This is a genomic window from Paenibacillus sp. MB22_1, assembly GCF_047200555.1.
Lineage (GTDB): Bacteria > Bacillota > Bacilli > Paenibacillales > Paenibacillaceae > Fontibacillus > Fontibacillus phoenicis.
In genome coordinates this window covers 1,702,234-1,714,699 of the sequence record NZ_JBLADV010000002.1, presented here as the reverse complement: position 1 = coordinate 1,714,699, position 12,466 = coordinate 1,702,234, and the positions used below count along the sequence as shown (strand labels likewise).

At 54.0% G+C, this 12,466-nt stretch carries 11 protein-coding genes; 9 read left to right on the top strand and 2 right to left on the bottom strand.

Annotated features, from left to right (window positions below; all coding sequences use genetic code 11):
- Nucleotides 1-126: 126 nt before the first annotated feature.
- From ACL02P_RS19790 to ACL02P_RS19770, 5 genes are all read left to right on the top strand, one after another.
- Nucleotides 127-1,074 carry an ABC transporter permease gene (locus tag ACL02P_RS19790; RefSeq protein WP_009223835.1) on the top strand — a complete coding sequence of 316 codons (948 nt, stop codon included), beginning with the start codon at nucleotides 127-129 and terminating at the stop codon, nucleotides 1,072-1,074.
- Nucleotides 1,075-1,091: 17 nt separating this feature from the next.
- A complete protein-coding gene (locus tag ACL02P_RS19785) occupies nucleotides 1,092-1,964 on the top strand; it encodes a carbohydrate ABC transporter permease (RefSeq protein ID WP_009223834.1) in 873 nt (290 codons plus the stop codon).
- Between the two features lie 100 nt (nucleotides 1,965-2,064).
- Nucleotides 2,065-3,690 (top strand): extracellular solute-binding protein, encoded by a 1,626-nt coding sequence (locus tag ACL02P_RS19780; RefSeq protein WP_412837923.1) that lies wholly within the window; start codon nucleotides 2,065-2,067, stop codon nucleotides 3,688-3,690.
- 74 nt (nucleotides 3,691-3,764) lie between these two features.
- Nucleotides 3,765-4,916 (top strand): Gfo/Idh/MocA family protein, encoded by a 1,152-nt coding sequence (locus tag ACL02P_RS19775; RefSeq protein WP_412837922.1) that lies wholly within the window; start codon nucleotides 3,765-3,767, stop codon nucleotides 4,914-4,916.
- 21 nt (nucleotides 4,917-4,937) lie between these two features.
- Entirely contained in the window at nucleotides 4,938-6,020 is a 1,083-nt protein-coding gene (locus tag ACL02P_RS19770; protein ID WP_412837921.1) for a Gfo/Idh/MocA family protein, read from the top strand.
- Nucleotides 6,021-6,085: 65 nt separating this feature from the next.
- Here the strand turns inward: ACL02P_RS19770 and ACL02P_RS19765 are convergent, their stop codons facing one another.
- Entirely contained in the window at nucleotides 6,086-6,787 is a 702-nt protein-coding gene (locus ACL02P_RS19765; RefSeq protein ID WP_326249469.1) for an SDR family NAD(P)-dependent oxidoreductase, read from the bottom strand.
- A gap of 203 nt (nucleotides 6,788-6,990) precedes the next feature.
- Here ACL02P_RS19765 and ACL02P_RS19760 point away from each other — a divergent pair, with 203 nt between their 5' ends.
- Nucleotides 6,991-7,371: a hypothetical protein gene (locus tag ACL02P_RS19760; RefSeq protein WP_009223829.1), complete on the top strand. Its 381-nt coding sequence runs from the start codon at nucleotides 6,991-6,993 to the stop codon at nucleotides 7,369-7,371.
- Nucleotides 7,372-7,427: 56 nt separating this feature from the next.
- Here ACL02P_RS19760 and ACL02P_RS19755 read toward each other — a convergent pair whose 3' ends face one another.
- Nucleotides 7,428-8,246, bottom strand: coding sequence for a protein-glutamine gamma-glutamyltransferase (locus tag ACL02P_RS19755; RefSeq protein ID WP_009223828.1), 819 nt, complete (start codon nucleotides 8,244-8,246; stop codon nucleotides 7,428-7,430).
- A 142-nt stretch (nucleotides 8,247-8,388) separates the two neighbouring features.
- On the opposite strand from ACL02P_RS19755, the gene ACL02P_RS19750 reads away from it, so the two are divergent.
- The 3 genes from ACL02P_RS19750 (at nucleotide 8,389) to ACL02P_RS19740 (ending at nucleotide 12,426) form a co-directional block, all read left to right on the top strand.
- Nucleotides 8,389-9,204, top strand: coding sequence for a BglG family transcription antiterminator (locus tag ACL02P_RS19750; protein ID WP_412837920.1), 816 nt, complete (start codon nucleotides 8,389-8,391; stop codon nucleotides 9,202-9,204).
- A complete protein-coding gene (locus tag ACL02P_RS19745) occupies nucleotides 9,180-10,340 on the top strand; it encodes a BglG family transcription antiterminator (protein WP_412837919.1) in 1,161 nt (386 codons plus the stop codon). Before ACL02P_RS19750 ends, ACL02P_RS19745 begins: the two co-directional genes overlap by 25 nt.
- A 118-nt stretch (nucleotides 10,341-10,458) precedes the next feature.
- The gene (locus tag ACL02P_RS19740) at nucleotides 10,459-12,426 is read left to right on the top strand and encodes a fructose-specific PTS transporter subunit EIIC (protein WP_009223826.1); all 1,968 of its coding nucleotides are present in this window, start codon (nucleotides 10,459-10,461) and stop codon (nucleotides 12,424-12,426) included.
- The last annotated feature ends 40 nt before the right edge of the window (nucleotides 12,427-12,466 follow it).

The window sequence follows — 12,466 nt, the reverse complement described above, 5'->3', positions numbered from 1 at the left end:
AAGGTGAAAACCCCCGCAGGAAAAAGAGAAGAAGCCCCCAAAAAAGGAGAATTTCCTGCCATCCGCCCCTGTTGTATAGTAAGCAGCAACCAAGCCATGAACTTACCACCCGAAAGGAGGATGCCGATGCAAACGGAAGTCAGGCAGGCCCGTGCCCCGCTCCCCGTTAAACGACGGAACAGCATGGCGGCCTTCAAGCGGCAATGGCCATTGTATCTGCTGATGCTCTTGCCGATGACGTTCTTTATCGTATTTAAGTACATTCCAATGGCGGGCGTCGTAGTTGCTTTCAAGGACTACAACATTTTTCAGGGGATCTGGGCCAGCGAGTGGGTCGGATGGGACGTATTTCGCGAGATCTTTGGGATGCCGCAGTTCTATAAGGCGCTGCGCAACACCTTGATGTTAAACGTCTTCTCTCTGCTGACGTTCCCGGTTCCGATCATCCTGGCGATTATGCTGAACGAGCTGCGGGTCCATTGGTACAAACGCGTAAGCCAAACCTTGCTGTATCTACCCCACTTCATCTCTTGGGTCATTGTCGGCGGGATGGTGCTTCAATTACTCGCGACCAATACGGGCAGTGTCAACGAGTTGATCAAGAGCCTCGGCGGCCGGCCGATTCCGTTCCTCGAGGACACGGTGCTTTGGATTCTGACCTACACAGGAGCCGGGGTTTGGCACTATGCGGGCTGGGGAACGATCCTTTATTTGGCAGCGCTTACAAGCATCAATAAAGAGCTGTATGAAGCCGCCGAAGTAGATGGGGCCAGTCGGCTGCGACGAATCTGGCATATTACGCTTCCCGGGATTAAGCCCACGATCGTGGTGCTGTTTATTATCCAAATCGGCCATATGGCGGATATCAGCTTCGAGCAGCCTTATGCCCTGCAGAACGGCTACGTCATGGATGTCGCTCAGGTGATCAGCACCTATGTGTACACGGTGGGCATTCAATCAGCGCAATTCGCGCTGGCAACCGCCGTGGGATTGTTCCAATCGGTCATCGGGCTGATTCTGCTGCTCACGGCCGAACTCATATCCCGAAAAGTAAACCAGCAAGGCATCTTCTAGCTAAGGAGGGAGCTCACGTGATCCGGAATCCGGTTGATAAAGTGATCGATACGATCGTCATCGTGGTCATCGGTTTATTTGCCTTGTTTTGCGTCGTGCCGATGATCCATATCTTTGCCTTATCCTTCAGCGGCAACCGGGCCATTATGTCCGGGGAGGTGTTCCTGTGGCCGGTCGACTGGAACTTCCATTCCTATTCCGCCGTATTCGGGGACATCTCCATGATGCGGTCCCTGTTGCTGACGGTGATTCTGGTCGTCGTCTATACCGCGGTCGCTTTGGTGATGACCATTATGGCCGCGTATGCGTTAAGCCGCAGAAACTTCAGAGGCCGGAACGTGATGTTTGGGCTCATCATCGTCACGATGTTTTTTAACCCGGGGATTATCCCCAATTACTTGCTGATCAAAGAGCTGGGCCTGCTCAATTCGCCGCTGTCGCTCATTTTGCCCCTGATGATTAATGCGTTCCTGCTGATCATTATGAGAACTTCCTTCTCCGGCGTTCCTCATGAGCTGGAGGATTCAGCCTGGATGGATGGCTGCGGCCATTTCCGCTTTCTGCTCCAGGTCGTGCTGCCGCTTCAGTTGCCGATCCTTGCGACCATCGGGCTTTATTCGGCCGTGGACCGTTGGAACATGTTTCAGGACGCTTTGTTTTACATCAACGATAAAAATTTGTACCCGCTCCAGCTCAAACTTTATCAGATGGTCATCAACAGCCAGGTGAACGATGCCACGGCGCAGGAAGGCTTTAACGCCGCGACGCCGATTCCCCAAGGCATTCAGTCAGCCAGCATTATGTTTGCTACCGTGCCAATTTTGCTCGTATACCCTTGGCTGCAAAAGTATTTCATTTCCGGCATGCTGCAGGGGGCCATTAAAGGATAGGCCCTAGCCTGGCGGGAAGCAGCCCGATGTTGATAGCTGCTCTTCGGTCTCGATACCGAAGGTCACTATATTTAAACCAAATCAAAAGGGAGGCAACACCATGCGCAAACCATTTCGCTCCTCGATGTTCGCCTTAGTGGCGCTGGTCATGGCCGCAAGCTTCGCTTTGGCGGGCTGCGGCGGCGGAGGAAGCAACAGCTCATCCAGCGGAAACGGAAAGGACAGCGGCGGGAACACCACAGCTACGAACAATGCCAAGGAATCCGCACCGAAGGGGGAACGCATTACCTTAAAGGTGGAGCTGTTTGACCGGAACAATACGCCGGCTGGGGAACCGCCAATTACGGATAACTTCATGACCCAGTATATCCAGAAAAGCTTTGGCGACCCGAACAACATCGACGTTGAATTCGTGACGGTGCCGCGCGCCGAAGAGGTCGATAAGCTGAACGTCCTGATGGCCTCAGGCTCTGCTCCGGACATTGTGTTCACGTACAGCAAGCCTACCGTGCAAAACTATGTAAAAAGCGGAGGCTTAACCGACCTGGGACCGCTCATCGATCAATACGGCCCCAATTTGAAGAAGGTGCTGGAGCCTTCCCTGCCCTACGGCGTATTTGACGGGAAGCAATACGTCATCCCGGCACTGCGCGTGATTCAAGCTCAAAGCACGACGTTCATTCGCAAGGACTGGCTCGATCAACTGAACCTTCCGCTCCCGCAAACGACGGAGGAATTTGTGAATGCCATGCGCGCCTTTAAAGAGAAGGATCCCGGCAAGACGGGCGGCAAGGTCATCCCTTACAGCTACATCGACGTGTTCCACATGATGCCTCTCGTCAACTCCTTCTGGAAATGGGATGAAATCACGGATAGAGATCTGTACTCGGTTCCGAGATGGCTGCAACCGGGGAGCAAGGACGGTTACCGGCTGCTCAACCAGATGTACAGTGAAGGACTGATTGATCCGGACTTCGCACTTAGCGACGACTTCAGCCAAGCTTTTGCCCAACAGGTCGTGAACAGCATTGCCGGGGCCGGCACGCCAAACACCAATGAGCCGGTTTATAACGGGTACTATGCCAACTTGAAAGCGAACAATCCGGACGCGGTACTGGAGGCGATCGATCCGTTCTCGACTCCGGACGGGAAGCATCCGAAGCCAGTGTATGAACCGATTGGCGCGTACATCATGGTTCCGAAGACAAGTAAAAACGCAGAGGCGGCTGTGAAATATTTGAACTGGATGGCCGACCCAAGCAACATTCTCGTGCTGCAAAACGGGGAGGAAGGCGTCTCGTACGAAATGAGCGAAGACGGGTTGCCTTTGCTGTTGAATACGCCGGAAGCTCAAAACCTGCTGTACAACTATTACGATTACTGCATCATCCTGAACGGCAAATACATTTCTACCGAAGATCCTAACAAGAACATTGCCGCCAACGCCTTCGATCCTGACTTCAAAGATTTCACCGTCAAGAGTATCCAAGTCGGAACGAATGACGGATATACCCTGCCTCGTGTAGACATCGCGGTGGATGCTGAGATTAAATATGCCAAAATTCTAGAGGATTTCGAAAAAGAAATGCTCGCGAAGATCGTCACGGCCAAACCTGATCAATTCGACAAGGTCTATGACCAGAAGGTCGAGGAATACATGGCCATGGGCGGTAAAGCCGTCATGGAAGGAAAACAAGCGGCTTACGACGAGTTCTACAAGAAGTAATAGATACGGAATCGGGCCTTTCGGAGAGTTCTCGGAAAGGCCCGATTCCCATCCATGCTAGGGAGGGAACCCAAATGATTCATGTAGCCGTGATTGGGGCTGGTGCGATATCCCCGGCCCATATTCAAGCGTATTTACAGTTTCCGCAGCAGTGCCGGATCGTGGCGATCTGCGATATTTATCCAGAGAAGGCGCAGCAAAGGGCAAATGAATTTCAGTTGGATGTAGACATCTATGCCAACTATTCCGAATTGCTCCAGCGCAGCGACATCGACCTGATCTCCGTATGCACCCCGCCGTATACTCACGCTGAGACAGCGATCGCCTTTTTGAATGCGGGCAAGCATGTGATTGTGGAGAAGCCGATGGCTTCTTCACTGGAGGAATGTGATCGGATGAACGAAGCCGCAGAACAGAGCGGAAAGATATTATCCGTCGTCGCACAGAACCGATTCACAACCCCTATGATGAAGCTGAAAAAGGTGTTGGACACGAAGCTGATGGGGCCGATCGTACACGCGCAAGTCGACTCTTATTGGTGGAGAGGCCACTGTTACTATGATCTGTGGTGGAGAGGTACCTGGGAGAAGGAAGGCGGCGGCTGCACGCTGAATCATGCAGTGCATCATATCGATATTTTTCAATGGATGAACGGTATGCCGGCGGAGATCACTGCCGTGATGAGCAACACCTCCCATGATAACGCCGAGGTGGAGGACATCTCGATCGCCATCGCCCGCTACGATAATGGGGCCCTGGCTCAGCTCACCAGCTCCGTCGTGCATCACGGGCAGGAGCAGCAGTTGATTTTCCAGGGGAAGCACGCGCGGGTGTCTGCACCGTGGAAAGTAGCTGCTTCGCTATCGAAGCCCAATGGATTCCCTGAGCCGGATGTAGAACTGGAGGCGAAAATACAGCAGGCTTACGACGAGCAACCGAAGCTGACGCATGAAGGTCACCGCGGCCAAATTCAAGATGTGCTGAATGCGATTGAACATGGGACGCCCGTACTGGTCGACGGCATACAAGGCCGCAGGACGCTGGAGCTGATTACAGCGATATATCAATCCGCGAGTACCGGCCAAGCAGTGAAGCTGCCGCTGGGTCCGGATAGTCCCTTTTATACACGGCAAGGGATCTTGCAGAACGCAACTTATTTTTACGAGAAGAAGACCAGCATCGAGAATTTTAGCGAGAATACGATCACCTCAGGGGGCAACAGCTAATTCACGAAAGGGGCAGTCGCCATGACGAAGAAGCAAGATGGCATGAACTATGCGCCGAAAGGAAAGCCCAATCCGGTCGTTGGCGCAGGCGATTTCCGCTTTGCGGCGATCGGATTGGATCATGGGCATATCTACGGAATGTGCAACGGGTTGATCGAGTCCGGGGCGGAGCTCACGGCGGTGTATGACCCGGACCCGGAGAAGGTGAAGCGGTTCATTGATACGTTTCCTCAAGCGAAGGCGGCGGCGTCCGAGGAGGAGATTTGGGCAGATCCGGGGATCCGGCTGATCGCTGCGGCCTGCATTCCTTCAGAACGATGCGCCCTCGGGCTCCGGGCGATGGAGCATGGCAAGCATTACTTTGCGGATAAACCAGCGTTTACGACGTTGGAGCAGGTCGAACAAGCGCGACGAAAAACGGAAGAGACCGGGCTCAAATGGGGGATTTATTATGGGGAACGCCTCCATGTAGAGAGCGCAGTATTTGCCGGCCAACTGATCGAGGAAGGCGCCATTGGTCGGGTTGTCCAGGTCATTGGCACTGGGCCGCATCGGGCCAATCCGCAGGCAAGGCCGGAATGGTTCTTTGACCCCGATTGTTACGGTGGGATTTTATGTGATATTGGGTCGCACCAGATCGAGCAATTTCTGTATTACGCAGGCGCAAAGGATGCGAAGGTACTCCACAGCAAAGTAGGCAATTACAAGTTCAAGGAATATCCTCGGTTTGAGGATTTTGGCGATGCGACGCTGCTCGCTGATAACGGGGCGACCTTCTACTTCCGGGTGGATTGGCTGACTCCCGACGGCTTGGGGACATGGGGCGACGGCCGGACCCTCATCTTGGGGACGGACGGCTACATCGAAATTCGCAAATACATCGACATCGCCCGGGAAGCCTCCGGCAATCATCTCTATTTAGTGAATCATGAAGGCGAATTCCATTATGACTGCTCCGGGAAAGTGGGTTACCCTTATTTCGGCGCTTTTATTTTGGATATCCTCAACGGAACGGAAAACGCCATGACCCAAGAGCATGCCTTTAAAGCTGCGGCTTTGTGTATCGAGGCGCAGAAGCAAGCGATTCGGATTGAAACAGATTAGAAAAATGAAGGGGCTGACCCACTCGTCATTTGCGATGACGTGGGCAGCCCCTTGGTTCGTCCATATTACTGCGGCATCGCTTTCCCATCGATACCGATCATCACGGCGTCGGTATCCGCCTTCAGTTTGCCTTCCGCCAAGTCGAGGATCGCCTTCGCCGAATCCAGTGGATCGCCGGGCGCCTGACTGCCGCCCATCGGAGTGCGTATCCAGCCTGGATGCATCGCGTACACGCCGAACCCTTGCGGCACCAGCTCCTTGCGCAACTGAGCGGTAAAATAGTTCAACGCCGCCTTGGACAACGCATACGGATAGTCGCCGCCGTAAGCGCCGGCAAAGCATCCAGCCTCCGAGGATACGTTTAGAATAAACGGGCGGTCACTCTCTTTCAGCAGCGGCAGGAAATGCTTCACCATCTTCATCGGGCCGTACAGATTGGTGCGGAACGTATTCTCCACCGCAGCGAATTCCAATCGCTCGATCGACTGGTCCCGGGCCAGCAAGATCCCTGCGTTATTAATCAGCGCGTCCAACTTTCCCCATCTGACAGCCATGGCTTCCTTGGCTTTGGCAATCGAATCTTCCTCGTCCACATCCAACTCAAGCAGCGTTAACTTCCCTGGCACTCCCTCCTGCCGCGCCTTCAACGCATCTACGTTCGTTTCCAGCGAGCGCATGCCGGCAGCCACCTCATGGCCGCGCCGCAACGCTTCCCCAACGATCTCCAAGCCAAGTCCCTTTCCCGCTCCTGTTACGATCAGTTTCATCGTCCAACCTTGCCTCCTTTGGTTGCTATGAATCCGTTTACATTTCTAAGTGCTGATGAGTCCATGGTCCAATGCATCCCCATCTTAGCATATTCGCGCGCATTCCGGTACAAAGCAGATCACTAGCAAAATGAAGGACACGAACCTGCGGCACAAATGCCCATCTCCGCGAATATACTGCAGCAAGAACAAAGGAGGAATGGATGGAAATGCCTAATATGTATTCACCTTACGGCGGTACGCCAAGCCAAGTAAGCCCGACGAGCCAAGAACCGATGGGATACAATCACAAGAAACAAATGATGGAAATGTGTAAAAAATATCATCACCACCTCATGCAAATGGAAGGCAACGACGGCAGAATGTATGAAGGGATCATCGACGGAATGGACGACGACCACGTGTACCTGCTCGTTCCGGTGGGAGATATGGATGATCGCGCGTTCGGTTCCCCTTATGGCGGTTACCCTCCCTACGGTGGCTTTGGTTACGGTTACGGCTATCCGCGCCGCTTCCGCCGCTTTATCCGCCAGCCGTATCCGTTTTTCTTCTTCAGAAGATTTTTCTTCCCGTTTTTCTTCTAAACTTAAACGCAAAAAACAACAAGGCCTCCTGCAATTTGCGGGAGGCCTTGTTGTTCTTAGGCTTGGCTGGAATTGGTGTGATACGCTTCGTTGTGGGAGCCGCGACGGCGATAGACGGTGCTGCCGATCCGGGCATACACGCCCCGCAGGGATCGGATATGATCGTAATTGGGATAAATGATCAAATCAAGCAAGTACGCCGATCGCCGGCTGCCGGGTATTCTTCTCCGATTAAGTGCGTCGATGATTCCGGCGGAAGAATGGATGCCGATGCCATGGCCATAATAGCGGTCTTCGCCCAGCATAATGACGTTCTCCCCTTGCCATTCCGGGGTTTCGGGATTATGGTCCGGATTTTTGAAATAGAGAATATCTCCGGGATAGGGCCCCAGACGCAAACTTCCTTGACGAAAACCCAGATCACTGTCATACTGCCAATCGTAAAGAAGCAGGTTGGTAAAATACGTATTAAACGCCCGACTGCCGATCTGATCCAGTACAGCCTTATACATCACGATCATCATCGCCATCGAGCATTCGAAGCCATAAAGCGGACCGTTCCGGTAAATGTCGAGAATGGCATCCGCTGGCGCTACTCCGTTTCTTAGCCGAAACCCTCCCTCCTCCGTGCGGTTCCAATACAGCTCATTGCATCGGGATTTACGGTAGACGGCAAATTGGGCCCCGCTTCCATTCAGCGCCAAGGCCGAATCGACGATCGAGTTGCGGAGAGCCAGTTCGAACAGCAATTCATCTAAAGAACCGTAACGATAGGGCACCGGGCTTCGTTCTTGAGCCTGCACGATTTCCCTTTGAAGCGGAGGCAGCGTCATTTGAGCAAGTTGACTCTTATCTTGTGGCGGCAGTAGGATCAAACCTATTCCCCTCCTTGTCAATATTCAGGTGAATCTAGGTTAGTGTACGTGCGGATGTCTGGATTGGTGCCCGGCCGTATCGAATCTACCTGTTCCAGAAATGCTAATCCCATAATTTATATGAAGGGGGTGACGCGAAACGATGAACGACCGTCAGAAGGATATTTTACATATGCTGCTTACCGATGCCCGGCCCCACTTGGTGATCCGGGATATTGCCTTGCACTTTGGCTGTTCGGAGAAAACTATACGTAACGATCTGGATGAAATCGATCAGTATTTAACCCAATCGTCAAATGCCCGTCTGGTCCGCAAGCCCGGATACGGGGTCGCCTTGGACATTTCCGAGCCGGACAAAGCCCAAATCACCGCAGAACTGCTCCGATCCCGGTCCATCAAGCCAAAGGAACAGGAAACGGAGGAGGAACGGCTGATCGCCGTGGCCTACCGGCTCTTGATGGAGACGAAGCCGGTAACGATCCAAGAGCTGGCCGACAAGCACTACACCAGTAAGACCGTGATCAAAAAAGACTTGGACGCTTTGCGGGATTGGCTCGCGAAATGGGACCTGATCGTCGTTTCCAAGCAAAAGGTCGGCGTCTTGATCGAAGGGAAAGAACGGGATAAGCGCGCGGCGTTGTCCAAGCTGTCCCAACTCACCGGCGAAGCAGGCCAAGCCTTCATCAAGGATCGATTTGCTCCCCATGAGCTCGATATCGTCACTCGGGAGCTCAAGCAGCTCGAGCTTGATGCGCAGCTTGCTTTTACGGATGAAGCGTTCGACAATCTGCTGATTCATACGCTGCTGATGATTCGACGAACGAAACTGAAACAGCCGATTACCTTCTCCGAGCAAGAGAAGGTCTTTGTCCGCGGGAAGCCGGAGTTCCGCTGGACGGGAGCCTTCATCCGGAAGCTGGAGCGCTTCTCGCCGTGCGCTTCCCGGAGGATGAAGTAGCTTATCTGACCGCTCATATTCTGGGCGGGAAGATCCGATCCCGGGCGCGGATCGAAACGGCGGAGCCCGGAGCAGATCCATCCGCGGAAACGGCGGAGGCCCGCGGTTTAGCAGAGACGCTCGTCCGGAAGATGTCCGCTTTGACCTGGGTGGATTTTGGCCAAGACGAGGCTTTGATGGAAGGGCTGCGCATTCATTTATATTCAACGTTGAACCGGTTAAGCTACGGGCTCACCGTATCGAACCCGATGCTGCAGGATATCAAGAGAATGTATCCCTACATGTTTGATATGGTGATTTATGCGACGAGAGAGTTAAGTGAAGGGTACCCCTTCACCATTCCTGAAGAGGAGGTCGCTTATTTGACGCTGCATTTTCAGGCCGCTGTGGAACGGCTGAGCCAGCCGGCTGAGGTAAGGAAGCGAATCGTGACTGTCTGCCATATGGGGGTGGGCATGTCGCAGATCTTGCGCAGCAAGCTGGAGCGGAAGTTCCCCGAACTGCATGTATTGGATTCCGTTCGGAAAGCCGATCTCCCCGGGTATTTGGCTCACCATTCGGTTGACTTTATCATCTCCACAATTCCTTTGGAGAATGTGAACGTCCCCTATATCACGGTATCCCCGCTGCTGGAGACTGGCGAAACGCAGAAGATCGCCGACTTCATCGGCAAGCTGGACCAAGAATCCGGTCACGCCGAACACGCTGGCTCGATTCTGGGCATGTACACGCAGCCTTCGCTCATCTTCCCGCGCCTGACCATCGGCCATCGATTCGAGCTGATCGAGCTGTTAGGGAACGAGCTCGCCAAGCAGGGGTTCGTTGAGCCGGATTACGCGCATCAGGCTTTGCTGCGGGAACGGCTCTCGTCCACGACCATCGGCGGCGGCATCGCAATCCCCCATGGCGATCCGAAGCTGATTCGCACCTCGCGGATCGCTGTTGCCACCCTGGAAGAGCCGTTGGAATGGCAGGAAGAGAAGGTGTCCGTCGTATTTATGCTGGCGCTTGCCCCGCAGGAGCAAGAGATGACGAAAAAACTGTTCCAGCGCCTGTCCTTGCTAAGCGAACAGCCTTCAACCGTTGAGCGGCTCGTGCAGGCACGGACTCCCGAGGAGCTGCTCAATTGCTTATAGGGAAAAAAATCAGTTTTTCCGCAACTTCCGGTAATATAAAGTTCTTTTCCGCCGTTCCTTTTGCGATAAGATGAGTCATGTAAACGATTTCGATCTTTGATTACAGGAGGAAACATCCATGAAACTACTGGCGATTACCTCATGTCCCAACGGGATTGCCCATACGTACATGGCGGCGGAAAATCTGCAAAAAGCCGCCGACAAGCTAGGTATTGCCATGAAGGTCGAGACCCAAGGCTCGATCGGAGTGGAAAACGAATTCACGGAGGAAGATATCCGCCAAGCGGACGGCATCATCATCGCGGCCGACAAAACGGTAGACAAACGCCGGTTCGTCGGCAAGAAGCTGCTCGTTGTTGGTGTGCAGGAAGGCATACGGAACCCCGAGGCGCTGATCCAACAGATGATTCGCGGAGAAGTGCCGGTATACCAAGGACAGGATAACAATGAAGGTACGCCGGCCAAACAGACTGGCGCCAAGCAGCAAAACGCCTTTTATCGCCACCTGATGAGCGGTGTCTCGTATATGATTCCGTTTATCGTCGTGGGCGGTCTCTTGATCGCCATCGCTCTCTCGATCGGCGGCGTACCTACTCCGGGCGGCCTGCAAATTCCAGAAGACTCGTTCTGGAAAACCATCGAGAAGCTGGGATCTGCGTCCTTTACGTTTATGGTACCGGTGCTAGCCGGGTTCATCGCGTTCAGTATCGCCGACCGGCCGGGTCTCGCTCCCGGGATCATCGGCGGTTACATCGCCGCCAATGGCAGCTTCTACGGAAGTGAAGCCGGTGCCGGCTTCATCGGCGGGATCATCGCCGGTTTCCTGGCGGGTTACGTTGCACTTTGGATCAAGAAGTGGAAGGTGCCGAAAGCGATCAATCCAATCATGCCAATCATCATCATCCCGGTTCTCTCTTCGCTGATCGTAGGTCTCGCCTTCATTTACCTGCTTGGCGGCCCGATCGCCCAAGTGTTTGAATGGCTGACCAACTGGCTTGCCAGCATGCAAGGAGCCAGCTCGATTCTGCTGGCCTTGATTCTGGGCGCCATGATCTCCTTCGACATGGGTGGTCCGGTTAACAAGGTAGCGTTCATGTTCGGCTCCGCGATGATCGCGGAGGGGAACTATCAAATCATGGGTCCGATCGCCGTTGCGATCTGTATTCCGCCGATCGGTCTGGGCCTGGCAACGTTCTTGTTCAAACGCAAGTTCCATAATGCCGAACGGGAATCCGGCAAAGCCGCCTTTACGATGGGCTTGTTCGGGATCACCGAAGGTGCGATTCCGTTCGCATCGCAAGACCCACTGCGCGTTATTCCCAGCATCATGGTCGGCTCGATGACAGGTTCCGTCATCGCCATGCTGGGCGGCGTCGGCGACCGCGTAGCTCACGGCGGTCCAATCGTTGCCGTACTTGGCGCCGTTGACAATGTCCTCATGTTCTTCGTGGCCGTCATCGCGGGTTCCATCGTTACGGCCTTAATGATCAAATTGCTGAAGAAAGAACAGGTCGAGCCTCAGCTCGCCGAAGCGAGCGCTGCGGACGAGGCGGCTCCAGCCATGGAAACGCCACGTGCGGAGAACGTCCGCCCGGTAAGCGTGCCGGCTGCCGAAGCTCAAAGCACAGTTCGCAAGCTGACGGATATCATCAGTTTGGATCTGATTGAGCCTTCCCTGTCCGCGTCAACACGGGACGGGATCATCGACGAAATGATTGCAAAGCTGAACGCTGAAGGTGTGCTGACCTCCTCTGCTGAGTTCAAGCAGGCGATTCTGAAGCGCGAGCAAGAAAGCTCTACCGGGATCGGCATGAACGTCGCCGTACCGCACGGGAAGTCGGTGGCGGTGCTGAAGCCAAGAGTCGTATTCGGGATCAAGCCGGAAGGCGTGGATTGGAGCAGCGCGGACGGAACGCCCGCTAAGTTGATCTTTATGATCGCTGTCCCTGCCGAAAACAAAGGCAATGAGCATTTAAAAATTCTGCAAATGCTGTCCCGCAAGCTGATGGATGACGCATTCCGCGAACAGCTGCTGCAGGTGAAAACCAAACAGGAAGCTTATCAGCTGCTGGATCAAATTCAATAATTAAACTAAGGTCCCCCGAGCCGTTGCGACGGCTTCGGGG